The sequence below is a fragment of the Kribbella sp. NBC_01505 genome, from assembly GCF_045040285.1.
In the GTDB taxonomy this organism is placed as follows: Bacteria; Actinomycetota; Actinomycetes; order Propionibacteriales; family Kribbellaceae; genus Kribbella.
Genome location: NZ_CP109425.1, coordinates 5114723 through 5138559, shown reverse-complemented (window position 1 = coordinate 5138559; position 23837 = coordinate 5114723). Strand labels below are relative to the sequence as shown.

Genomic DNA, 23837 nt, shown 5'->3' with positions numbered 1-23837 from the left:
GAGTCTCAGCCTGCCAGGGGGAACGAGCGTTGCGGCCGCCACACGCCGTCCGCGCCGTGTTCGTAGCGGTCGAACGCCGGTACGTCGAAGGCGCAGTCGTACTCGGACAGCGTGGCGTACGCGCGGTCGAGCGCCTCCTTGTCGAGGTCGTGGGCGACCGTCACGTGCGGGTGGTACGGGAAGCGCAGATCCACCGCCAGCGGGCCCGACCGGACCTGCGACTGCAGCACCTCGCACGACGAGATGCCCTCGGCGAGCGGCACGAAGACCACCGGCGAGATCGGCCGGAAGGTCGCCGTACCGCGGAGCCGGATCCGGAAGCTCGGGAACCGGGCGGCCACCGCGAGCAGGTGCTCGTCGATCGCCGCCAGCGCGTCGTCGGCGATCTCGGTCGGCGGCAGCAGCGTCACGTGGGTCGGGATCGAGGCGGCCATCGGGTCGCCGAACTCGGCCCGGTGCTTCTGCAGCTCGGAGCCGAACGGTTCCGCGATCGGGATCGCGACCCCGATGGTCGCCACTACTGACCCACCGACGGAACGAAGCCGAGCTTGTCGTAGACGCGGGTGAGTGTCCGCGAGGTGACCTCCCGCGCGCGCTCGGCGCCGGCGGCCAGGATCGCGTCCAGCTGCGCCTTGTCATCCAGGTAGGCCAGCGTCTTCTCGCGGAACGGCGTCACGAACTCGACCACGACCTCGGCCAGGTCCTTCTTGAAGTCGCCGTAGCCGCGACCGGAGTACTCGTCCTCGAGCTCGCTGATCTTCTTGCCGGTCAGCGCCGAGTAGATGGTCAGCAGGTTGGCGACGCCGGCCTTGTTCTCCGGGTCGAAGATCACGTCGCGGCCGGAGTCGGTGACCGCGGAGCGGATCTTCTTCGCGCTCACCTTGGGGTCGTCCAGCAGGTCGATGATGCCGGCCGGCGACGAGCTGGACTTGCTCATCTTCGCGGTCGGGTCCTGCAGGTCGGAGATCTTCGCGGTCTCCTTGACGATGTACGGCTCGGGGATTCGGAACGTCTTGCCGAAGCGGTGGTTGAACCGCTGCGCCAGGTCGCGGGTCAGCTCCAGGTGCTGGCGCTGATCCTCACCGACCGGAACCCGGTCGGCCTGGTAGATCAGGATGTCCGCGGCCTGCAGGATCGGGTACGTGAACAAGCCGACGGTCGCCCGCTCGGCACCGCCCTTGGCGGACTTGTCCTTGAACTGCGTCATCCGGCTGGCCTCGCCGAACCCGGTGATGCAGCCCAGCACCCAACCGAGCTGAGCGTGCTCGGGCACGTGCGACTGGACGAACAACGTCGACCGCTCCGGATCGATGCCCGCGGCCAGCAACTGCGCGACCGAACGCCGGGTCCGCTCCCGGAGCGCCTTCGGCTCGTACTCCACCGTGATCGCATGCAGATCGACGACGCAGTAGAACGCCTCGTGGTCGTCCTGCAGCGCCACCCACTGCCGCACCGCGCCGAGGTAGTTGCCGAAGTGGAACGAGTCCGCCGTCGGCTGGATCCCGGACAGCACCCGCGGGCGCCGCTCGGTTCCGGCTGCGGAGGGGTCAGGAGCAGCGAGGGACATGCCCCCGATTCTGCCAGCGTCCCGGTCCTCGTTCACACCGGGTCACCCTGGAAGGTCATACAGTCCAGGTTATGACTTCACGCGCCGCAGTCATTGTCCCCGGCGGCCAGAACGGCCCGAGCGCACCGCTACCCATGTACGCCGCTGATGCCGCCGAGCGCCGCGGTGCACGGATCCACCAGATCTGGTGGGAGGAGCCTGACCGCCCACCGACCCTGGCCGACGACGAGCGCGGCCCCTGGGTTCTCCCGCAAGTGGAACGCGCCTTGGCAGCCACGGAAGGTGACACTTTGCTCATCGGCCGGTCCTTGGGCAGCTACGCCAGCCCTCTGGTCGCCGACCGGGATCTCCCGGCAGTCTGGCTGAGTCCGATCCTGCCGAGTCCGTGGGTTCTGGACGGGTTGCGCCGGGCCACAGCGCCGTTCCTGATCGTCGGCGGGACGGCGGACGCCTTCTGGGACTCCGCCGTCGCACACGAGCTCACGCCGTACGTGCTGGAGGTGCCAGGGGCCGGCCACGGGATGTATGTCCCGGGCCGGCTCGCGGCGTCGGCCACCGTGCTGGGTCAGGTGGCGACGGCCGTGGAGGACTTCCTGGACGAGGTTGTCTGGCCCTCGCCTTAGGCGTTGGTGGCCGGGTTGCCGTCGACGGCGGCGGAGAGCTTCGGGACGAGCTTCTCGAGGACGATCGGCAGGCTCAGGACCGAGACGAAGCTGGTGGCGCCGTACAGCTCGTCGTCGTAGTTCTCCTCGATGAAGATGTCGCGCCCCTCGGTGCGAACCTTGAGGTTCTTGATCAGCGGGTCGGCCTTCAGCTTCGCGGTGCCGTCCTTGGACGGGAACCAGACCAGCGCCTGCTGGTCGAGCAGCGAGATGTTCTCGGCGCTGATGTTGGCGCCGAACTTCTCGCCGATCAGCTTGTCCATGGCGGGCGGCAGCACGAAGCCGAGGTCGGTGAGGACCTTCGAGCGCGGGTCCTGCGGGCCGTAGACGAAATAGCCCTCGTACGGCGACGCCATCAGACCGGTCTTGCCCTTGAACTCGGGGTGCGCGGCGCGGGCTTCCTCGAACTTCTTCTCGACCCCCGCGACCAGCTCGTCAGCCGCCTTCGGCTTGCCGACCGCCTGCCCGACCGTCTTCGTGACGGTCTGCCAGGTGACGCTGTAGTCCGCGCCACCGTCGGCGGGCTGGGCCACGGTCGGCGCGATCGCCTCGAGCTTCTTGTAGTCGGCGGCCGTGATCCCGGAGTACAGACCGATGATCAGGTCCGGCGCCAGCGAAGCGACCTTCTCGAACTGGATGCCGTCCTTGTCGCTCAGCACCGTCGGGAGCGCGCCGCTGCCCAGCTTGGCCTTGGCCCACGGGAACAGCGCGCCCGGCTTGTCGCCGAACCATTCGGTGGTCCCGACCGGTACGACGCCGAGCGCGAGCAGGGCGTCCTGTTCGACCAGGCCGACCGCGACGACGCGCTTCGGCGCCTCCTTGATGACGGCGTCGCCCCACTTGTTCTTGATCGTGACGGGGAACGCACCGGCCTCCGTGCCGCCCTGGGACTGCCCGGTGACCGGAGCGTCCTTGGTCTCGGCGCCACAGGCGGTCAGGGCCAGCAGGGGGACGACGAGCAGCGCAAGCGGCCGCAGGAGGTGACGCATCGAGGGACCTCACAGGGAGTGAACGTTTAGGTTGCCCTAACCTAACCTATTCACGCTCGGTGACAACCGCTGACTGCGGAACCGCACCAGTGAGGCCGGCCTGGACCTGGCGGTGGAAGATCAGGTAGACGACCACGACCGGGACCACGGCGATGGTCAGGGCCGCGAAGAGCGCGCCGCCGTCGTTCTCGTAGCGCTCGCTGTCGAACAGGGCCGCGATGCCCTGGGCCAGCACCGGCTTCTCCGGTGCCAGGAAGGACGGCAGGACGAACTGGTTCCACTGGCCCAGGGCGTTGAAGATGCCGACGCTGATCAGGCCGGGCTTGGCCATCGGCAGCATCACGCGGAAGAACGTGGTGGCATGCCCGGCGCCATCGACCAGCGCGGCCTCGGCGACCGCGGTCGGCAGGGTCCGGAAGTACGCGTGCAGGAAGAACACGGTGAACGGCAGCGAGTACGCGATGTAGACCAGGACCAGACCCCGGTACGTCGAGATCATCCCGAAGTCCTCGACGACGAAGAACAGCGGCACGATCGTGAGGAACGTCGGGAACAGCATCCCGGCCGCGAACAGCCAGTAGATGAAGCGGTTGCCGGGGAACTCGTAGCGGGCCAGCACGTAGGCCACCATCGAGCCGAACAGCATCGTGCCGAGGACGCCGAGGACGACCACCACGATGCTGTTGCCCACGTAGTCGCCGACGCCCTTCTCCCAGGCCTTGGCGAAGTCGTCCCCGATGCCACCGGCGCCCTTCAGCCAGGCGACCAGCCACCACACCAGCGGTACGGCGATCAGGACGGTCCAACCGGTCAGCACCGTGTGGGAGAAGACGTTCACCGGACTGGACGAACGGTCCCTTGTGTTCACAGCCATTGCCTCAGTATTCGATCCGCTCGCGGCGCGTGGCCCGGAGCATGACGGCGGCGACGACCAGAGTCAGGAGGAACAGCACCACACCCATCGCCGAGGCGTAGCCGGACCGGCCGAACTTGAAGCCCAGGTCCGCGATCTGCAGCGGCACCACCTGGGTCGCGTTCTCGGGGCCACCCGGACCGGCGGTCATCACCGCGACCAGCGCGTAGACGTCCAGGGCCAGGATCGCCAGGTAGGCCCAGGCGATCCGGATGGTGTCGCGCAGCAGCGGCAGCGTGATCCGGAAGAACGCCGTGGACGGGGTCGCGCCGTCGATGGTCGCGGCGTCGAAGATGTCCTTCGGGATGCGGGACACGGCCGCGTCGAACATCACCAGGTAGAACCCGACGCTGCCCCAGATCAGCACCCACATCACGCAGTACAAGGCGACCTTGGGATTGGCCAGGCCGTTGCGGGTCGAGGCGAAGACCTCCGACCAGATCACCGCGACGACGGGAACCGACAGCACCTGCGGCAGGAAGAACACCGGCTTGTAGAAGCGGTTGCCGCGGACACCGACCTTCAGCAGGTAGGCGAACAGCAGCGCCAGGAAGATCACGATCACCGGGACCAGGATCAGCAGGCTGAGGTTGTGACCGAGCGCGGTCCGGAACGTCACGTCGCGCACCAGCGTCTTGAAGTTCTTCAGACCGATGAAGTCGAACTTTCCGGAGTCGCCGGTCCAGTTCGTCAACGAATAGAAGAAGGCCTGCCCGACAGGCACGATCACGAAGATCAGGTACAACGCCACCGGGATCGCGAGGAAACCCGCGACGAAGCGGTAACTGCCGTGCCGCATCTTCCTCCTAGGTCAGACAAGTCGATGGGGCATCCTCCGCTCGAGGATGCCCCATCGACTCACGCCAGAGGTTCAGCTTCGCCTATTTCACGCCGCCGGCGGTAACCGAGACCTGCAATTGACGCTGGAAGATGATGTAGACAACCAGAACCGGAGCGACCGTGATCACAACGGCTGCGAACAACGCACCGAAGTCCACCGCATAACCGGCCTGCGACGCGAACGACGCCATGCCCTGCGAGAGAACGAAGTTCTCCGGCTGGGGGTTCAGGGCCACCGGGAGCAGGTACTGGTTCCACAACCCCAGGAAGTTGAAGATGGCGACCGACGCCATCCCCGGCCGGGCCATCGGCAGCATCACCGAGAAGAACGTGCGCCACTCGCCGGCGCCGTCCATCTGTGCCGCCTCGTAGATCTCGCCCGGCAACTGCTTGAAGAAGCTGTGCAGGAAGAAGACGGTGAACGGCAGCGCGAACGCGACATACGTGATGATCAACCCTGGCCGCGTGTTCAGCAGCGCGAGGTTCTTCAGCACGAAGAACAGCGGCACGATCGCCAGGAAGACCGGGAAGGTCAGACCGGCCAGCATCGAGTAGTAGATCAGCCGGTTGCCGGGGAACGTGAACCTGGCCAGCACGTAGGCGCACATGGCGCCCAGGACCATCACCAGCACCAGCGCGGAACCGACGACGATCACCGTGTTGACGAAGTAACGGCCGATCCCGGCCGTCGTCCAGGCGTTGACGTAGTTCTCGAAGTGCAGCTTGCCCGGCAGCGACAGCGGGTTGCCCAGGACCTCCGGCGTCGACTTGAACGAGGAGAGCACCGTCCACACCAGCGGCAGGATCACCAGCAGCGACCACAGGATCAGCGCGATGTGGGCGCCCGTCGCGACGCCCCGGCCTTCCTTGGTCCCCTTGTCGGGGACACGGGCCGAAAGGCCGGCCCGTTCGGCGGTGGTTGTCGTCATCGGCTTACCTTTACTTTCCGCTGGTCACGTCCGCCGGTCAGGGCGTTCACCGTGAAGACCAGGAGCGCGAACAGCATCGTCACCGCGGCCAGGACCACGCCCATCGCCGTCGAGTAACCGAACTGGTTCTTACTGAAGGCCGTGGTGAACAACTGCTGGGGCATGACCAGGGTCGAGTTCTGCGGCCCACCGCCCGGGTTCAGCGCCTGCATGTAGACGAAGGCGTCGAGCGCGGCGATCCCGAGGTAGACGTAGGCCGTCTGCACGTTGTCGCGAATCAGCGGCACGGTCAGCGAGATCGCAGTCCGGAACCGGCCGGCACCGTCGATCCGGGCCGCCTCGAACACCGACGGGTCGATGCCCCGGATGGCGGCGATGAACAGCACCATATAGAAACCGACGCCGCCCCAGATCATCACGAACATCGAGGCCGGCATCGCCGTCCGGGCGTCACCGAGCCACGCGTAGTTCTCGAACCCGTGCAGCCCGATCTTGGACAGCACCGCGTCCAGGATGCCCGAGCTCGGGGTGAACACCTGCGCCCAGATCAGGCCGATCACGATCGCCGGGATCACGTACGGGAAGAACGAGATGATCCGGTAGAAGCCCGCGTAGCGCAGGCCCCGGACGGTCCCGGTCCCCGATCCGCCGATCGTCACCAACGTGGCCAGGGTCAGCGACAGCACGATGGTCACGATCGGTACGACGATCGCGAGCAGCACGTTGTTGCGGACGGCCTTCATGAAGATGTCGTCGTGGAACAGCTTCACGTAGTTGTCGAGGCCGACGAAGTTCATGTCCGGGGTGAAGCCCGACCAGTCGGTCAGCGAGTAGTACAGCGCCTGCACGAAGGGCCAGACCACGAAGACCACGAAGACCGCGAGCGGCAGGCCGAGGAACACGACCATGAAGCTGACCCGGTCGAACGTCAACGGCCGGCGACGCCGGACGATGGACCGCTTGGGTCCACCGTCCGGCACGGCCTCTTGCGTCATGGTCACTTGGTGACCGGGATCTTCTTGACGGAGCTGTCGTTGCGCACCTTGTCCGTGATCTCCTGCAGGCCCTTGGTCAGCTTGGCCGCGTCGATCTGACCGGACAGGAACGAGTTCCAGACGACGAGCTGGTCGGTGTTCATGCCGTACAGACCGAAGACCTGGTAGTCGAAGATGTTGGTGCCGGCGGCATCCAGCATCGCGGTCTGCGACTGCAGCGCGGTCGAACCGAAGCCGTCCGCGGGAACCAGGCCCTTCACGATGGTCGGCGCGAACCGCGTCTTGGAGAAGTTGGTCGCCGCGTCCTTGGACAGCATGGCCCGGAGCAGCTCCTTGCCACCGGCAACATTCTTGCCCTTGAGCGGGACGATGAACGGCTCGCCGGCCGCGCTGCGCAGCGCCTCGTACGGCAGCTTCGGGCTCTCGGTGAGCGTCGGCTCCGGGACACCCTTCATGTTGAAGCCGGCCTTGGTGGCCTTCTTCATCTCGTTCTCGATCCACGAGCCCGACGGGTAGAGGATGGCCTGCTGGTCGTTGCTCCACTTCGCCTGCGCGGCGGTGAACTGGGTACCGGCGCCACCGGGCACGAAGTACCCGTTCTTGACCATGGTCTCGAGGGCCTTGAAGATGCCCTGGAACTGCGGCATCGACCAGCAGTTCTCCTTGAGGTTCTCCAGCGCCAGCCGGACCTCGTCGCCACCCTCCTTGATGGCGCCGTCGACGGCCATCGTGTGGTAGTAGGTCGAGGCTTCCTTGCCCCAGACGAACAGGTACTTGCCCTTGGCCTTCGCCTTCGCGCCGAGATCGAGCAGACCGTCGTAGGTCTTCGGCGGCTCCCAGCCGTTCTCCTTGAACAGGCTGTCGGAGTACCAGAGGCCGTAGAGGGTGAGGACGTAGTTCATCGCGACGAACTTGCCGTCGAACGTACCGGGGAGCTTGGCGCCCGGGTACAGGGTGTCGGCGATCTTCGTGCCCTCGTAGTTCTTGGCCTCGAAGACGTCGTCCAGCGGTGCCAGCTGCTCCAGGATCGTGTTGAAGCCGATCTGGTTCGCACCGGAGTTGTCGATCAGGTCCGGCGGGTTGCCGCCGACGAAGCGCGGCTGCAGCTGCTGGGCGATCTGCGTGGACGGGGAGACCTTGAACGTCGAGCCCGCCTGCTTCTTCTGCGCGATGTCGGCCGCGAACGACACGTAGTCGTAGCCGTACCCGCCGTTGAAGATCACCGCGTCGATGGTGGCCTTCTCGGCCATCCCGAACGGGTTGTCCGCGGTCTTGTCGCCGCCACCAGTGCTGGTGTTGTCGTTGCCACCACCGGCGGCACATGCGGCCAGCAGCGTGCTGCCGCCAGTGGCCAGCAGGGTGCCGACCGCCGCGCGCTGCAGGAACAGCCGCCGCGACAGGGGGTTGGGAGTGGTCATGGGTCCCGCCTTCCGAGTGTGTTTCAGGCAGTACGCCGGATCCGGCCGGCGTACTGTGCTTCGAGGGCGTTGTTGTGCTCGTCGCCGCCCGGGATATTTGCCGACAGGTAGACCGGAGGGGTCTCGCCTGCCGCGGTGAGCCGGCGCAGAGTTTCTGCTACCAGCATCTGCGCAATCAGCGCCGCCGTGATGGAGGACACGGCACAGACCTTGCCACCCCCGGGCAGGTCCAGCACGGAGTCGCCGTACGGAGCATGGTTGTCCAGTACGACATCCGCGAAGTCGATGAGTTTCTTGCCGGACGGGTGGCGCGAGTCCACCCCGGCGGTGTGCTGCAGCGAGGTGATCGCGATCAGCGGGTGGCCGTGCTCCTTGACCACGCTCGCGAGCTCGACGATCGAGCCGTTGACGCCCGAGTTGGAGGCGATCACGAACAGGTCGCCCTCGCGGGCCGCCGACAGTTCGTAGAGCTTGCGGGAGTACGACGGGTCGCGCTCCAGCTCGGCGCTGCGCAGCAGCTCGGCCGGCTCGCCGCCGAGCAGGACGAGGTCCCGCAGCGCGATCCGGTTGCTGGCGATCAGTCCGCCGGCGCGGCCCGCGATCTCCATCGCGAGGGCCTCGGAGTGACCGGACCCGAAGGCCTGGATGACGCCGTTCGCCCGCAGCGAGGTGGCGAAGAGGTCGGCCGCCTGCTGGATCGGGCCGTCGATCTGCGCGGTCACGGCGGCGAGGATCGGGTTCAGTGCGTGAACAAAGTTCTGCGCGCTGACGCCGGTGTTCTCCCCTGGCCCGCCCTGCTCACTGCTGGCCATCTTCGGCCCCACCCCTCGCTTCTTGTCACGCCGCGACACGCTGCAGTGATCTTTTCATGCCGACAACTGCGCAAGTTTGCGGTTTGCTGGACAGAACTTTTCTCAAGTGGCAGCTAAAGTCAAGGCTCATCTCGCTACGACCCCCAGATCGGGACCGTTGTGTGACCTTGTCCACAGATGTCCATTAGGTCCTCTTTCAAGCAGTTTGGAGCATTGCGTATGTCGGTAGAACGCCCGCTGCCGGAACCTGCGGACTCAGTGGTCCTGACCCCAGCACCGACCTTGGTCCTCGGCGGTGATCTCGGCGGCACCTCCACCCGGATCGTGATCGCCGACTCTGAGGGCAACGTAGTCGGCCGAGGGGCCGCCGCCGGTGGAAACCCGACGAGCCATCCGACAACTGCCGCGGCCAACTTCGGTCAGGCTCTTCACACCGCTCTGACCGGCCTCGATCCGGCCCGCGTCGAGGCTGCCGTGATCGGCGCGGCGGGTGGCTCGGCCCTCGCCATACCGGAGGTGAAGGCCCAGTTCGACGCAGCCTGGTCCGGCGCCGGACTGTCCGGCGAGGCCGAGTTCATCGGCGATCTGGAGGTCGCTTTCGCCTCCGGTACGCCGGAACCTGACGGACACGTGCTGATTTCGGGCACGGGAAGCAACGCCGGACTGGTTCGGGACCACCGACTGGTCCGGACCGCGGGCGGCCACGGCTGGCTGCTCGGCGACGAGGGCTCCGGCTTCTGGCTCGGCCGCGAAGCCGTACGCAGCGTGCTGCTCGCCTTCGATCTGGAGGAGCCGCTCGGCCTGCTCGAGGAATCAGTACTGAAGTCTTTGCTGCCGGACCACGATTCAGCGGTTTTCGCACAGCGTGACGGCTACGAAATCGTGCGTAACGACGTGATTCGCGTGGTGAACAACCGTCCACCGGTGCTGATGGCCGAATTGGCCCGCACGGTGGTCTCGACGTACGAGGAAGGCGACAAGACCGCGCAGGGCCTGGTGAAACGCGCAGCCGAATTGCTCATAGAAACCGTCGGCCGGATCAGGACAACGAAGGACACGACCCCGTTGATCCTCGCCGGCAGTGTCGCCGGTGAACAATCTCCGGTCGGTCGCCTGCTCCGGGAGGCCTTTCACGAGCAGTTCGCCGGCGAGATCCTGACCGCCCGGGACGGCGTCAGCGGCGCCACCTGGCTCGCCCTCGGCACGCTCGACCCGGCGCTCGCGACAGAGGCGATTCACAGCCGGTTGGTCAGTTAGGGGGTGTCTCGTGGTTCCGCGCCGTAGCGAGCAGGTGCTCGGTGCGGTGCATCGGCGTGCGGGGGCGAGGTGTTCGATGCGGAGCATCTAGCGCTTTGCACACGTGCGGCGAGGTGCCGTGCCGAGTGCCGCGCAGTAGGCGGGGAACCACGAGACACCCCCTTGGGGACGAACTGCCGAGCCGAAAGGGTCGGTTTCGACGTATCGCCTACTAAGGCTGAGACCTCCTTCTTAGTGTGAGTGAGATGTTCGAGACCGACCTGCGGCTTCAGTGTGGGCGCGCGCTGCGTGTGTACGACAGCGCGCCCTGCGACGATGCCCGGCTTCCGGTCGTGACGCTGGGTGTTCCGACCGACACGCTGTACGAGGCCGGTGAGTGGCTGGGCATCCGCTGGATCTCCTGCGACCTCCCCTCGACGACCGCCGCCGATCTCGCCGCGGTTGTCGACGCGGCCGGTGTCGACGGTTTCGCACTGATGGGCCACGGCGAGGGCGGCGCACTCGCCCTCCGCACCGCCGCCCTCCTCGGCGACCGAGTCGAAGCCGTGGTCACCTTCGGCTGCACCCTGCCCGCGGAATTCATCCTGATCGCGATCCAGACGACCCCGGTCCTGCTCTGCCACGGCCTGGCCGACCGCATCTCCCCTGCCACCAACAGCCGCTGGCTCGCCGGCCGCCTCGCCCTCCCCACCCTCGACCTCCACCTAGGCCTGGACCACACCACGATCCTCACCCAGTCCGAGCCCGCCCTCGAGTGGATCCGAGACCACACCGGCTAGTCCCCCTCGCACCCAAAGATGCGCCTCGCGCCCAAAGAGCAGCCCGCCCACCTTTGGGCGCCCACCGCAACTTTGTGCACCCACCCCAACTTTGGGAACCCACCAACCACTCCGAGCCCGCGGAAGTGGTTGGTGCGTACCCAAAGACGCGCCTCGCACCCAAAGAACAGCCGACCCACCTTTGTGCACCCACCCCAACTCTGTGCACCCACCCCAACCTTGGGAACCCACCAACCACTCCGAGCCCGCGGAAGTGGTTGGTGCGTACCCAAAGACGCGCCTCGCACCCAAAGAACAGCCGACCCACCTTTGTGCACCCACCCCAACTCTGTGCACCCACCCCAACCTTGGGAACCCACCAACCACTCCGAGCCCGCCGGAACGGTCGGTGCGTGCACAAAGACGCGCCTCGCACCCAAAGAACAGCCGACCCACCTTTGTGCACCCACCGCAACTTTGGGCACCCACCGCGACTTTGGGCACCCACCGCGACTTTGGGCACCCACCGCGACTTTGGGCACCCACCGCAACCTTGGGAACCCACCAACCACTCCGAGCCCGCCGGAACGGTCGGTGCGTACCCAAAGACGCGCCTCGCGCCCAAAGAGCAGGCGGCCCACCTTTGGGCGCCGACGGCGACTTTGGGCGCCCACCGCGTCTTTGGGAACCCACCGACCACTCTGCGGCCGCGAAAGTGGTTGGTGGGTGCACAAAGTTGGACCGCGTGCACAAAGAGCAGGCGGCCCACCATTGGGCGCGGGGCGAGGTGAGGCGGGGCGAGGGCGGGCGTTGGGAGGGGATTCCAAGCAATGACTTGACATCGGGATCGGTACGGCGGATATTCCAAGCATGTCTTTGGAGAAGCGGACGCGGTTGCTGGATGATCCGTTGGCGATTCGCGCGATGGCGCATCCCGTGCGGCTGGATCTGCAGAACCTGCTGGGGCGGGAGGGGCCGATGACGGCGGCCGATGCGGCGCGGCGGCTGGGGATCAGTCAGGCGCTGGCTTCGCATCATCTGCGGCAGTTGGCGAAGTACGACTTCGTCGAACCGGCGCCGGGGAAGGACAACCGTGAGCGGCCCTGGCGGTTGGTGTCGACTTCGCAGTCGTGGCGGGACGCGGCCCGGACTCCCGAGGGCGCGGCGGCGGCCGACGTACTGGAGCAGTTGCTGGCTGAGCGGGCGTTGGAGTCGCTGGCCCGTTGGCAGCAGCAGCGCGCCGACGAGGCCCCGGTCTGGCGGGACCACTCCGGGATCGGGCAGAGCGGCATCTACCTGACCGGCGCCGAGCTCACCGAGCTGGTGCAGCAGATCGACGTACTGATCCAGAGGTACGTCGACGAGCGGCCGATCGACGACAAGAGCACTCGCCCGGCCGGCAGCCGGCACGTCTCCATCACGCAGATCGTCACGATCACACCCGAGGAGCCGGAATGAAGGACCTGTGGGGCGTCCTCGCGCGGCAGCGCGACTACCGGCTGGTGCTCAGCGCCGGCCTGATCTCTCTCACCGGCGACTGGCTGCTCCGCACCGGCCTCGCCTTCCAGATCTACGTGCTGACCGGCTCGACGCTGGCATCCGGCGGTCTACTACTGGCGTCGTTCGCCCCGACCGTCCTGCTCGGTTCACTGGCCGGCGTCTTCGTCGACCGCTGGGACCAGCGCACCACGATGATCGTGACGAACGTGCTGAACGCGGCCGTTCTCCTTCCCCTGCTCGCAGTCCGCGGTGCGGGCACCATCTGGATCGTGTACGGCGTAGTGCTCGCCCAAGCATGTTTGCAGCAGTTCTTCCAGCCGGCCGAGCAGTCGCTCATCCCGGTCCTGGTGGACTCGAAGCAACTCGTCACGGCGAACGCGCTGAACAGCCAGATCCGCGACCTCGCCCGGTTGATCGGTGCCGCGATCGGCGGCGTACTGACCGCTGCCGGCGGCCTGACCCTGCTGGCGATCGCCGATGCGGCGACCTTCCTGCTCGCGGTCGCGCTGCTGTCCGCAGTACGGCATCGGACCGAGCGGATCCGCGCTGTCGTCGAGGCTGCGGGCGGCGCCGTACGACGGCTGAAGGCGGAATGGACCGAGGGATTGAAGCTGTGTGTCAGCGGCTCGGGGATGCGACTGCTGTTCGTGTTCTGTCTGGTGACCGGGCTCGGCGAGGGCATCATGAGCACCCTGTTCGCGCCGTTCGTCTCCACCGAGCTCGGCGGTGACGGCAAGGCCTACGGACTGATCGTGTCGTCACAGGCGATCGGCGGGATCGTCGGCGGACTGGTCGCCGCCGCCGTCGGCTCACGGTTGCCCGCGGCAACCATGTGGGGCGTCGGCGCACTCCTCTTCGGGCTGATCGACCTGGCGATGTTCTGCTCGCCGCTGGTCTCGGACAGCCTGATCCCGGCGTTCGTCTGCATGATCCTGGTCGGCCTGCCCGGCGCCTTCACTGTCGCCGGCATGATGACGACCTTGCAGCGTCTCACCACCGACGGCACCCGCGGCCGCGTCTTCGGCGCCATCGGGGCCGCCGAAGGTGCCACTGTCCTGCTCGGCATCGCCGCCGCCGGCCTACTCGGCGAGGTCGTCGGCATCATCCCGATCCTGATCTTCCAGGGCCTCGGCTACGTCGTCGGCGGCGCGGTGATCGTTATTCGGCGGCGGGCACTGGAGCCTCGTCCGGGATCGCCGGCTCCCCTGCCTGCCTGACGCGGTGCACGCGAACGCGGGCGACCCGGCGGCCGTCCATCTCGGTGACGGTCAGCGTGTGGTGGTCGACCTGGGCCTCCTCACCGACCGCGGGGACCTTGCCGAGCTGGGCGGCGAGGAATCCGCCGACCGTCTCGTAGGGGCCGTCGGGCAGTTCCAGACCGGTCTCGTCCGCGAAGTCGTCCAGGTTCAGCAGGCCGTCGACCTCCATGTCGCCGCTGCGGAACCGCGTCGTCTCGCCCGACTCCTCGTCGTACTCGTCCTTGATGTCGCCGATCAGCTCCTCGACGAGATCCTCCAGCGTCACGATCCCCGCCGTACCGCCGTACTCGTCGAGGACGATCGCGAGGTGGGTGCTGCGGCGGCGCATCTCGGTCAGCGTCGGCAGCAGCTTCGCGGTGTCCGGCAGCATCAGCACCTCGCGGGCGAGGTCACCGACCCGCACCGACCGCGACGCGACCGCCGGGTCGAACAGGTCCCGCACGTGCACGAAGCCGACGATGTCGTCGGCCGAACCGTTCATCACCGGGTAGCGCGAGTGCGGCCGCTCGGCGGCGAACTTGACCGCCTTGTACGCCGGCATCTCCGCGTCCACGAAGTCGACCTCGGTCCGGGGCAGCATCAGCTCGCGCAGCTGCCGGCTGCCCGCCTCGAACACGTCGTCGACGATCCGTCGCTCCTCCTCGCCGAGCGACTCGTGCGCGGAGATGACATCGCGCAGCTCCTCGTCCGACATCACCTCACGGTTCGCGTTCGGGTCACCGCCGAGGGCGCGGACCACCAGGTCGGTGGACCTCGAGAGCAGCCAGATCACCGGGCGGGCGCCGGAGGCGATCCGGTCCACCAGCGGGGCGAGGCCGAGCGCGAACGTCTCGGCCCGCTGCAACGCGAGCCGCTTGGCCGCGAGCTCACCGATCACGATCGAGACATAGGAGATCAGGACGGTGATGAGTACCAGGGCGACCGTCCCGGCCACTCCCTCGGGCAGACCGAGGTCCTGCAGGTGCGGTGCGAGGGCGTCGGCCAGGGTCGCGCCACCGAAGGCGGCGGACAGGAAGCCCATCAGCGTGACGCCGATCTGCACGGCGGACAGGAACCGGTTCGGATTGGCGGCGACCTTGGCCACGATCTCGCCGCGGCGGCCGCGGTGCGCGAGGGCCTTCACCTGCGACTCGCGCAGGGAGACCAGGGCCATCTCGGCGGCGGCGAACACCCCGCCGATCAGCACGAAAACCAGGATCAGGACGATATTGAGAAGCGTTTCGTTCATGTCAGGGAGTTCCTAAAGCCCTCTCGTCGTATGTCGAGAGGGCGGGCGTTGGGCGTCTTCGTCCATAGAGTCAGGGTAGGGCATCTCCCCTCGCCCCCTGCGTGCTGCGCGGCACTCGGCGGCGCATCTCGCTGCACTGGAGCAAAGGCCATGATGCAACCAGATCGCCGCCTTCACTCCAGCACACCGAGATACACCACCGAGCACCTGCTCGCGACTGCAGGGGACGAGGGGACACGCCCCGCGGCGACAGGTCCACCGGTGCATGTTCGACTTTGTTGGTTTACGATGATTCCTGGCCGTCCGTGTGCAGCGGCCGGGAAGGTCACACGATGAAGACACCGCGTGGTGTGCGCCGGACGGACACCCACCTGTCCGACGGACGAGAGCTGATCTACTACGACCCGGCCGACACGCCGGCCCGGGTTCCGCTCGAGGACACCCGTGGCCTGCCTGCACCGCAGCCCCAGGTCGATCTGCGGACCGACCCGCTGACCGGTGACGTGATCACCTACGCGACGCACCGCAACACCCGGACGTACCTACCGCCGGCCGACCAGTGCCCGCTCTGCGCCAGCAAGCCTGGCAACCCGACCGAGATCCCGGACCACGACTACAACGTGGCCGTGTTCGAGAACCGGTTCCCGTCCTTCGCCGGCCCCGGCCGGACCGAGGTGCTCTGCTTCACCAGCGACCACAACAGCTCGTTCACTCAGCTCTCCCAGGGCCAGGCCCGGCTCGTCGTGGACGCCTGGGCCGACCGGAACGCCGACCTCAGCGCGCGCGACGACATCGAGTACGTCTTCCCGTTCGAGAACCGCGGCCGCGAGATCGGCGTCACGCTCAGCCACCCGCACGGCCAGATCTACGGCTACCCGTTCCTGCCGCCGCGGATCCGGACCCTGATGGCGCAGGCCCGCAAGCACCAGGAAGTTGCCGGTAGCAACCTGTTCGCCGACGTCCTGGCCGCCGAGCGGAAGGAGGGCACCCGGGTCGTCGCCGAGAACGGCAACTGGACCGCCTTCGTCCCCGAGGCCGCCCGCTGGCCGGTCGAGGTGCACCTCTACCCGCACCGCCAGGTGGCCGGCATCGACGACCTCTCGATCGGCGAGCGCGACGACTTCGCCCAGCTCTACCTCGATGTCCTGAACCGCTTCGACAGCCTGTACGGCGATCCGCTGCCCTACATCGCCGCGTGGCACCAGGCGCCGGTCCGGATCGACCGCGAGCTCGGATACCTTCACCTGGAGGTGCTGTCCATCCGGCGGGCGGCCGACAAGATCAAGTACCTGGCCGGCTCGGAGTCCGGGATGGGCGCGTTCATCAGCGACACCCGCCCGGAAGACGTCGCCGAGACCCTGCGGAAGGTGTCCTACGCGTGAGCACTTTTGAGAGAATCTTTGGTATGACGCCGGACGGTTCCTGGCGTGCTCCGGGCCGGGTGAACCTGATCGGCGAGCACACGGACTACAACGACGGCGTCGTCCTGCCGATCGCGTTGCCCGTGGAGATCGTGGTACACGCATCGGCACGGGACGACGGCCGGATCGCGGTGTCGTCCGCGGGGCACGACGCCGTGATCGAGTTCGCACTCGACGAGCTGGCACCGAAGACGGTCGGCGACTGGGCGGCGTACCCGGCTGGTGCGGCCTGGATCCTGCGCGAGTCCGGCTACCCGATCGGTGGCGCGAACCTGCTCTTCGAATCCGACCTCCCCTCCGGCGCCGGTCTCTCCTCATCCGCCGCGCTGCTCTGCGCAACCTCCCTTGCCTTGCTGGGTTTGGTTGACGTCGAGGTTGACCCAGCTGAGGTCGCGCGGCTCGCCCAGCGCGCGGAGAACCAGTACGTCGGTGCGCCGGTCGGGCTGATGGACCAGACCGCGTCGATGTGCTGCACGGCCGGTCACGCGCTGGCCTTCGACATCCGCTCGGGGTCGCTGGACCAGATCCCGTTCGACCCTGAGGCTGACGGTTTGACCTTGCTGGTGGTCGATGTGAAGGCACCGCACCGGCACGCCGATGGTGAGTACGCCGCTCGGCGGAAGAGCTGCGAGCAGGCGGCCGCTGACCTCGGCGTACCGGCTCTGCGTTCTGTTTCCTTTGATGAGCTGGATGGTGCGCTGGCACGGCTGGACGACGAGGTGGACCGCCGCCGGGTGCGGCACGTGGTCACCGAGATCAAGCGGACCGAGGACGCGATCGCGTTGATGAAGGCCGGCCGGTTGCGCGATGTCGGGCCGCTGTTCACCGCATCCCATGTGTCGCTTCGGGACGACTTCGAGGTGACCGTTCCGGAGCTCGACGTCGCCGTCGACACGGCGCTGGCCGCGGGAGCGATCGGGGCTCGGATGACCGGTGGCGGATTCGGCGGTTGCATCATCGCGTTGACAGCAACGGATTCCGCGGACGCCGTACTGGCCGCTATTGAGAAGGCCTTTGCTGAGAAGGGTTTCACGGCCCCGAGTGCACTCGCCGCGACGCCGTCGAACGGTGCGTCACGAATCAACTGATTGACCTCTTGCCCGTTCGGGTCGATTCCGGCCCGAACGCTGGGCAGCCCTCGCCCTCCGGCGTACTTTCCCGTTAAGGGGAAAGAACTACAGGGGGAAGTGGGGTGTGCGGCGATGGCTCAGCCTTTGCCTGCCGGAAAACTCAAAGTAGGAACCGGTTGGCGTTATTCCAAAGGCGGTAAGCATGCCGCCTTCGACTATCCGGTGCCGATCGGTACGCCGGTCTTCGCGGTTCAGGACGGTGTCGTTCTGGCGTGCAACGACGGGGTGTCGAACAAACCGCAGCCCGGGGTGCACGGCGCGGATTCGAACTGGGTACTGCTGGGAATCAGGCATGGCGGCCAGAAGGCCTGCGTGCTGTACCAGCACCTGTCGCCGAAGTTGCTGGTGGCGAAAGGCCAGCAGGTCAAGGCCGGCGACCAGCTCGCGAAGTCAGGTTCATCCGGCAACGCGACCGGCCCGCACCTGCACATGGCGGCAATGTGGGGACACCGCACAGCCGCCGGCCGCTACGACTACCTGACGCACATCGGCCCGACCGAGAAAGCACCGAAGGGCACCGCGGCGAACGAGATCTGCATCTTCCCGCCGGACCAGGTCTGCACCGGCAAAGCACCGGATGCCGATCCGTGGGCCTCGGGTGATGTGTTCCTCGACAAGCTGAGCTTCGGCGTCAAGAACTCCGACAGCGTCAAACGCCTGCAATACACGCTGAACCACATCAAACTGGTCCACGGCAAAACCCTGGCCATGAACGGCCACTACGACATCGACACCAAGAACGAAGCCACCAAGTGGCAGATCCAGATCGACAAATGCAAGCCGGGCACACCTGCCGCCGACGGGAACATCGGGCCGAAGCAGGCAGCGAAGATGTTCGGGCCGCAGTACAACCTTCGCGCTCACTCCTAGAGCTAAGCGGACCGCCACCACTGTCCAATTCGGTAGAACCCGTGTGGTTCACGCTCAGCCTGTCTACCTGGGTTGACAGAATCTCGGGTTGGACAGTGTTGGCGGTCCGCTTGGTTGCGTGCGCGAGGCTTTGGGTCGTTGGCTTGGCCGGCGTCCCTGTGGAGACACCGATCGCGTGCGGTGGCGATCTTCACGCCTGAGCCCCGAGGCCAACCTCAGTCGTGGAGTGCTCGGCAACCGGCTCACCGACCACGCTATGCATCCGGGGCGGCTCCAAGCACCCAGCGGGTGGGGGGCGCGGACAGCGCGTGGGGGGCTTGAACAAGTTATGACCTGTCCAAGCCCACCACTTCCTGTTCAAACCCCCAGGTTGTGGCCTCGGCCGGGAGCGCGCAGCGGCGGGAGGGCCAGGGGTCGGGGGGATCTGCGGGGATCTACTGCCTCTGGGTGGCAGTAGATCCACGCAAAGCGGTCCAACGTGCCCCCGATTCGCGCCGCACCGGACAGGCCGGACACGTACCCGGTGGCTGGTCGCCGCGGCGGCCGATTTGCTGAAGCGCTCGGCGGGCGTCGCCTGTGGCTGAGGGGGATGGTGCGGTTGGTGACCGGGGTTTCGGTTGTCTGGGCTTCCGGGCTCCGGTTGCGGCGCAACAAACGAGGGGATCTCCCCGCAAGTTGCTGGTTCTCCCCCCGTTTTTTGACCAGAGAAGGGTCAACCTGAACAGATATCCAGCGAAATTTCCGCAGGCCGACAGACACCCCGAACCGCAATGCTCGACCCCGGCGGCGGGTCAGCTGACAGGCCTCCTCGTCGTCGAGAGCAACCACAGCCCGTCAGCCACAAGCAACGGGCAACCGCGGTCACCGACCTCGCCATCCGGCCCAGCCACAGACCACCCCAGCCACCCGCCTCTGTAAAACCGGCCGCAGCGGCGACCAGCCACCGCAGACCGTGCCCGGCCGAATCCGAGCGGGCGGATGGGACGAGCACCTTCGGGGAGGCGGGGCTCCTGGCCTGCCCAAGACCTCAACCACCGCGACCGATCACCCGCCGCGACACCACTCCCCAAACCGGTTCAGGCAACATCAGACGCCAAACCGCAACAGGCACAGAGCGGCAGTAATCCTCCGCAGATCGGGCCAGAACCGCCGCTTAACAGAGGAACTGGAGGTACGGCGACCACTTCGGTGCCGTCCACGCTCGGCAGACCCCCACTTGTTCGTGCTGACCGACGCGAGCACCGCCGACCTCAACCACCGAGGCGACATCCGCGACCGCCCCCTCCACTCAACCACCTGTCCGCTAGCAGCGGGCACGCGACGAAGGAGCGGGCTCGGCGGCGGCCGCGAACGAACAGTCGCCGGAACTGCACTCAACGGGAAGCGGCGGCAGCCGCGTGAAAGGGCGGCGGGGCGCACAGGCGGAAGCATGCGACGAAGGAGCGCGCGTGCCCGGAGCGAGGGGCTTCAGTCCGCCGGTTCCTCGGCTCCTCGCGCGCGCCAATCCACTCAGCACGGGTCCAGCAAGCCGCGGGCACGCGACGCAGGAGCGGGCGTGGTCGGGGCGAGGGGTTACTGGGTGATGACCAGTTCGCAGCCGGTGTCTCGCATGGCTTTGCGGGCGGCTGTGGTGAGGCCGGCGTCGGTGACTATGACGTCGAGGTCGGCCCAGGTGGCGAAGGTGCTGAGGCCTACGGTGCCCCACTTGGTGTGGTCGGCTACTACTACGACCTCGCGGCTCGCGGCGATGAAGGAGCGGTTGGTCTCGGCTTCCATCAGGTTCGGCGTACTGAGGCCGTGTTCGGCGTCGACGCCGTGGGCGCCGAGGAACAGCAGGTCGAGGTGCAGGGAGCCGAGGGCGGCGGTCGCGATCGGGCCGACCAGGGCGTCGGAGGGGGTGCGGATGCCGCCGATCAGTACGACGGTGCGGTCGGAGCGGGAGTTGCCGTGGAAGACGTCGGCGATCCGGGCCGAGTTCGTGACGACGGTGAGGTTCTCGACGCGGAGGAGCTGCCGGGCCAGCGCGTACGTCGTCGTACCGGCGCCGATGCCGATCGCGCTGTCGGGCTGGACGCGGCCGGCGGCCTCGGCGGCGATCGCCTGCTTGGCGGCGGACTCCTGGGTCAGCTTGGCGTCGAAGCCGGGCTCGTGGGCGCTGCGCAGGCCGACCGAGGTCGCGCCGCCGTGCACCTTGTGCAGCAGGCCGCTGGAGTCCAGCGCGTCGAGATCGCGCCGGATCGTCATGTCCGACACGCCGAAGCGCTCGACCAGCTCCGCCACGGTGATCGCGCCGCGACTGTTGACCTCGGCAACGATTGTGGCCTGTCGCTGCGCGGCCAGCTGTCCACCCCGGCCGCGTGGCGGCTCCGCTCCGGCTGCATTCACAAGCCAAGACTAAGGGCAGATCGTGGCGCTGTCAGGAAATGGCGTTGCCGCGGCGGACCGGCCTTGGCACCCTGAAGCATGCGATTTCCCGAGGACGTGCCGGAACTGAGCGACGACCTGGTCACCTTGCGCGCTCACCGGCCTGCCGACGCCGACGACGTGTACGAGCTCTGCCAGGACCCCGAGATGCAGCGCTGGACGATCATCCCGGTGCCGTATTCGCGCGAGGACGCGGTCGGCTTCCTGACCGAGATCGTGCCCAGCGGGTGGCAGACGGAGCACGGCGGGCAGCACTGGGCGATCGAGGTGGACGGGCGGTTCAGCGGCTCGGTCAGCCTGCACGGCGGCGAGGGTGGCGTCGGCGAGATCGGCTTCTCGGTCGGTCCGTGGGTGCGCGGCCGCGGGGTGATGACGCGGGCGGCGAAGCTCGCGATCCGGCACGCGTTCGACAATCTCGGCTGGCAGCGGGTGATCTGGCGGGCGTTCGTCGGCAACTGGGCCTCGCGCCGGGTCGCCTGGAAGGCCGGGTTCCGCGGCCTCGTCGTCGTACCGGGTGGTGGCATGGCGCGTGGCGTCCGGTACGACGAATGGATCGCGACCGTCGGCCGCGACGACGAGCTGGAGCCGCAGGGCAACTGGTGGAAGGTGCCGGAGTTCGACGGTGGCACGTTCCGGATGCGCGGGTTCCGGCCGACCGACGCGCAGCGGGTGATGGAGGCCTGCAACGACGAGCGGACCCAGCACTGGCTGGCCGGCCTGCCGTCGCCGTACGAGCTGCACCACGCGGAAGGCTTCATCGAGAGCCGGAAGGAAGCCCTGGCCTCCGGTGAAGGAACGGCGTGGGTGATCGCCGACGCGGTCACCGACGAGCTGATCGGCAACATCAGCATCTTCGCCATGCACGGCCGGATGAACAGCAGGCCCGGCACGATCGGGTACTGGATGCATCCCGAAGGCCGGGGCAAGAAGGTGATGACGAACGCCGTGCGGCTGGCCATCGGGCACGCCTTCACACCGATCGAGGAGGGCGGTCTCGGGCGCCGCCGGCTGACGCTGCAGGCCGCGGTCGGGAACACTGCGTCCGCGCATGTTGCCGAGGCCAACGGCTTCACCAAGATCGGCATCGGGCGCGCCGCGGCACCCGGTCGCGAGGGCCGCTGGGACGACGACTACATCTTCGATCTGCTCCCCGGTGATCCCCGTCCGTGACCCCGGTCCGTGAGCGCCGCGAGACGGCGAGTTGGTGACATCCGACACCGTTCCCCTCGCCGTCTCGGCATTCGACTGGTTGAATCGACTGGTGAGAGATCGTGAGGAGCTCGTCCGCCGCTGGCAGGCCGGGTGGTCCGTCTCGAGGGGCTGGACGACGGTTGAGGACGACCACGACGGGATATTGACTGTTCGCGCCGGTGAGGAGAACCGCGCGATGGAGTACGTCGTACTGGACGCGGACGACAAACCGGAGCGGGTCGAGCGAGCCGCCGAGCTGGCGCTGGCTGCCCCCGGCGGTCGTGGGGCGGGCTACATCACGCTGGCCACCGATGACAAGGAGGCCCGGATCGAGCAGCTCGAGGATCTCGGCATGGAGGTGCAGCGCGACCAGGACTGGCTGATGACGATCCAGTTGTCGGAGCAGCCTGCCCTCAAACTGCACGAGCGGTATGCGCTGCACACCGAGATCGAGGACGACCTGATCATCACCCGTGCAACGTTGCATGGCGGCGTCGTGTCGAGCGGCCGGATGGCGGTCGTCGGCCCGGACGCGGTCGCGGACCGGATCGAGACCGACCCGGCACACCGGCGTCGCGGTCTGGGCAGCGCGGTGATGGCATCGCTGGTCGAGACGGCCGCGGCCCAGGGCGCCAAGCGCGGCATCCTGATCGCGTCGATCGACGGCCTGCGTCTCTACCGCAGTCTGGGCTGGAAGGTCATCGCGGACGTGGTGACCGCGCGCTGCTGATTGCCGACCAGTAATTGTCAGACATGTGTAAAGGCGGACTCCGGATGGGAGTCAGCCTGGACGCGGTTGGGCAAGGCTGCTCACCATGACGAACCCTGAACGGTCGCCGCGCTTCCGTGTGGCCGGTCCGATGCTCGCTGCCGTCGCCGCCTTGGCCGTGCTGACAGGAATCGGGTGGTTCGTTCTCCGGGACCTGGGCGGGCAGGGCGATCAGAAGGTCACCGGGCAGGAACAGCCGTTGACGGCAGTGAGCGCCACGCCGACCGATGACGCGTCGGCCGACCCGACTCCGGTTCGCCCGACAAGCCCGTCGGTCACACCACGCCGTACGACGCCTGCTCCGACCCCGACGAAGTCCGTCACCAAGACGCCGACGCCGACCCGATCCAGTACGGCGCCGAGCCGGGAAGGCACGCACAAGCCGACCGCCGCACCGAGTCACACCGCGACGCCGAAGGCCTCGAAGCCGACGAAGACCAGCAGCGGTTCGGGCAGCCCGGAAGCTCAGGTCCTCGCGTTGACCAACGCCGAGCGGGCGAAGGTCGGCTGTGGCGCACTGCGGACGAACAGCGCGTTGGCGAAGGCGGCCGAGGCCCATGCGTCGGACATGGTGGCCAAGCACTACTTCGCGCACAACAGCCAGGACGGGCGTACGCCGTTCACGCGGATGAAGGCGGCCGGATTCAAGGGCGGAGCGATGGCCGAGAACATCGCTGTCGGTTACACCAGTCCGGCGGCCGTGGTGAAGGGCTGGATGAACAGCGCCGGGCATCGGGCCAACATCCTGAACTGCAGCTACACGATGCTCGGCGTCGGCTACGACTCCGGTCAGGTGAAACCCGAATGGGGCAAGGGTTCCTGGGTCCAGGACTTCGGTGGCTGACGGCAATCTTCCGGCCGGGTGCCGGGCAACCTTCAGGAAGCGTTAAGTCGAGTCGCGAAAC

Annotated in this window: 22 protein-coding genes; 11 read left to right on the top strand and 11 right to left on the bottom strand. The window is 67.4% G+C overall.

What is annotated here, in order from left to right:
* Positions 1 to 5 precede the first annotated feature (5 nt).
* The gene (locus OG474_RS24300) at positions 6 to 518 is read right to left on the bottom strand and encodes a 2'-5' RNA ligase family protein (protein WP_405055852.1); all 513 of its coding nucleotides are present in this window, start codon (positions 516 to 518) and stop codon (positions 6 to 8) included.
* Entirely contained in the window at positions 518 to 1567 is a 1050-nt protein-coding gene (gene trpS / locus OG474_RS24295) for a tryptophan--tRNA ligase (protein ID WP_405055851.1), read from the bottom strand. The genes OG474_RS24300 and trpS overlap by 1 nt, the downstream gene beginning before the upstream one ends.
* 71 nt (positions 1568 to 1638) lie before the next feature.
* Here trpS and OG474_RS24290 point away from each other — a divergent pair, with 71 nt between their 5' ends.
* A complete protein-coding gene (locus OG474_RS24290) occupies positions 1639 to 2190 on the top strand; it encodes an alpha/beta hydrolase (RefSeq protein WP_405055850.1) in 552 nt (183 codons plus the stop codon).
* Here the strand turns inward: OG474_RS24290 and OG474_RS24285 are convergent.
* The 7 genes from OG474_RS24285 to OG474_RS24255 form a co-directional block, all read right to left on the bottom strand.
* Complete coding sequence (locus tag OG474_RS24285) at positions 2187 to 3218, bottom strand: iron-siderophore ABC transporter substrate-binding protein (protein ID WP_405055849.1); 1032 nt, start codon at positions 3216 to 3218, stop codon at positions 2187 to 2189. The two genes, OG474_RS24290 and OG474_RS24285, sit on opposite strands and share 4 nt — an antisense overlap.
* A 46-nt stretch (positions 3219 to 3264) precedes the next feature.
* Complete coding sequence (locus tag OG474_RS24280) at positions 3265 to 4092, bottom strand: carbohydrate ABC transporter permease (RefSeq protein WP_405055848.1); 828 nt, start codon at positions 4090 to 4092, stop codon at positions 3265 to 3267.
* A gap of 4 nt (positions 4093 to 4096) precedes the next feature.
* Positions 4097 to 4930 (bottom strand): carbohydrate ABC transporter permease, encoded by an 834-nt coding sequence (locus OG474_RS24275; RefSeq protein WP_405055847.1) that lies wholly within the window; start codon positions 4928 to 4930, stop codon positions 4097 to 4099.
* An 82-nt stretch (positions 4931 to 5012) separates the two neighbouring features.
* Positions 5013 to 5900 carry a carbohydrate ABC transporter permease gene (locus OG474_RS24270; RefSeq protein WP_405055846.1) on the bottom strand — a complete coding sequence of 296 codons (888 nt, stop codon included), beginning with the start codon at positions 5898 to 5900 and terminating at the stop codon, positions 5013 to 5015.
* A complete protein-coding gene (locus OG474_RS24265) occupies positions 5897 to 6895 on the bottom strand; it encodes a carbohydrate ABC transporter permease (RefSeq protein WP_405055845.1) in 999 nt (332 codons plus the stop codon). Before OG474_RS24265 ends, OG474_RS24270 begins: the two co-directional genes overlap by 4 nt.
* 2 nt (positions 6896 to 6897) lie before the next feature.
* On the bottom strand, positions 6898 to 8313 hold the full coding sequence (gene ngcE, locus OG474_RS24260) for an N-acetylglucosamine/diacetylchitobiose ABC transporter substrate-binding protein (protein ID WP_405055844.1): 1416 nt from the start codon (positions 8311 to 8313) through the stop codon (positions 6898 to 6900).
* Positions 8314 to 8336: 23 nt separating this feature from the next.
* Complete coding sequence (locus tag OG474_RS24255; RefSeq protein ID WP_405055843.1) at positions 8337 to 9137, bottom strand: sugar isomerase domain-containing protein; 801 nt, start codon at positions 9135 to 9137, stop codon at positions 8337 to 8339.
* A 207-nt stretch (positions 9138 to 9344) separates the two neighbouring features.
* Between OG474_RS24255 and OG474_RS24250 the strand changes: the two genes are divergently transcribed.
* The 4 genes from OG474_RS24250 to OG474_RS24235 all read left to right on the top strand — a co-directional run bounded on the left by OG474_RS24250 (position 9345) and on the right by OG474_RS24235 (position 13857).
* Positions 9345 to 10382: an N-acetylglucosamine kinase gene (locus tag OG474_RS24250; RefSeq protein WP_405055842.1), complete on the top strand. Its 1038-nt coding sequence runs from the start codon at positions 9345 to 9347 to the stop codon at positions 10380 to 10382.
* A gap of 245 nt (positions 10383 to 10627) precedes the next feature.
* Positions 10628 to 11161, top strand: coding sequence for a dienelactone hydrolase family protein (locus OG474_RS24245; protein ID WP_405055841.1), 534 nt, complete (start codon positions 10628 to 10630; stop codon positions 11159 to 11161).
* 849 nt (positions 11162 to 12010) lie between these two features.
* Positions 12011 to 12598: an ArsR/SmtB family transcription factor gene (locus tag OG474_RS24240; protein WP_405055840.1), complete on the top strand. Its 588-nt coding sequence runs from the start codon at positions 12011 to 12013 to the stop codon at positions 12596 to 12598.
* Positions 12595 to 13857, top strand: coding sequence for an MFS transporter (locus OG474_RS24235; RefSeq protein ID WP_405055839.1), 1263 nt, complete (start codon positions 12595 to 12597; stop codon positions 13855 to 13857). The genes OG474_RS24240 and OG474_RS24235 overlap by 4 nt, the downstream gene beginning before the upstream one ends.
* Here the strand turns inward: OG474_RS24235 and OG474_RS24230 are convergent.
* Positions 13799 to 15127, bottom strand: a complete 1329-nt coding sequence (locus tag OG474_RS24230) for a hemolysin family protein (protein WP_405055838.1) — start codon at positions 15125 to 15127, stop codon at positions 13799 to 13801. The genes OG474_RS24235 and OG474_RS24230 overlap by 59 nt on opposite strands.
* 332 nt (positions 15128 to 15459) lie before the next feature.
* On the opposite strand from OG474_RS24230, the gene galT reads away from it, so the two are divergent.
* From galT to OG474_RS24215, 3 genes are all read left to right on the top strand, one after another.
* On the top strand, positions 15460 to 16509 hold the full coding sequence (gene galT / locus OG474_RS24225) for a galactose-1-phosphate uridylyltransferase (protein WP_405055837.1): 1050 nt from the start codon (positions 15460 to 15462) through the stop codon (positions 16507 to 16509).
* On the top strand, positions 16506 to 17636 hold the full coding sequence (gene galK / locus OG474_RS24220) for a galactokinase (protein ID WP_405055836.1): 1131 nt from the start codon (positions 16506 to 16508) through the stop codon (positions 17634 to 17636). Before galT ends, galK begins: the two co-directional genes overlap by 4 nt.
* Before the next feature lie 114 nt (positions 17637 to 17750).
* Positions 17751 to 18548, top strand: a complete 798-nt coding sequence (locus OG474_RS24215) for a M23 family metallopeptidase (protein WP_405055835.1) — start codon at positions 17751 to 17753, stop codon at positions 18546 to 18548.
* Between the two features lie 1572 nt (positions 18549 to 20120).
* On the opposite strand, the gene OG474_RS24210 is transcribed toward OG474_RS24215, so the two are convergent.
* Complete coding sequence (locus OG474_RS24210; protein ID WP_405055834.1) at positions 20121 to 20933, bottom strand: DeoR/GlpR family DNA-binding transcription regulator; 813 nt, start codon at positions 20931 to 20933, stop codon at positions 20121 to 20123.
* Between the two features lie 78 nt (positions 20934 to 21011).
* Here OG474_RS24210 and OG474_RS24205 point away from each other — a divergent pair, with 78 nt between their 5' ends.
* The 3 genes from OG474_RS24205 to OG474_RS24195 all read left to right on the top strand — a co-directional run bounded on the left by OG474_RS24205 (position 21012) and on the right by OG474_RS24195 (position 23776).
* Positions 21012 to 22142: a GNAT family N-acetyltransferase gene (locus OG474_RS24205; protein ID WP_405055833.1), complete on the top strand. Its 1131-nt coding sequence runs from the start codon at positions 21012 to 21014 to the stop codon at positions 22140 to 22142.
* A gap of 91 nt (positions 22143 to 22233) precedes the next feature.
* Positions 22234 to 22893 carry a GNAT family N-acetyltransferase gene (locus tag OG474_RS24200; protein WP_405055832.1) on the top strand — a complete coding sequence of 220 codons (660 nt, stop codon included), beginning with the start codon at positions 22234 to 22236 and terminating at the stop codon, positions 22891 to 22893.
* An 85-nt stretch (positions 22894 to 22978) separates the two neighbouring features.
* Complete coding sequence (locus OG474_RS24195; protein ID WP_405055831.1) at positions 22979 to 23776, top strand: CAP domain-containing protein; 798 nt, start codon at positions 22979 to 22981, stop codon at positions 23774 to 23776.
* The last annotated feature ends 61 nt before the right edge of the window (positions 23777 to 23837 follow it).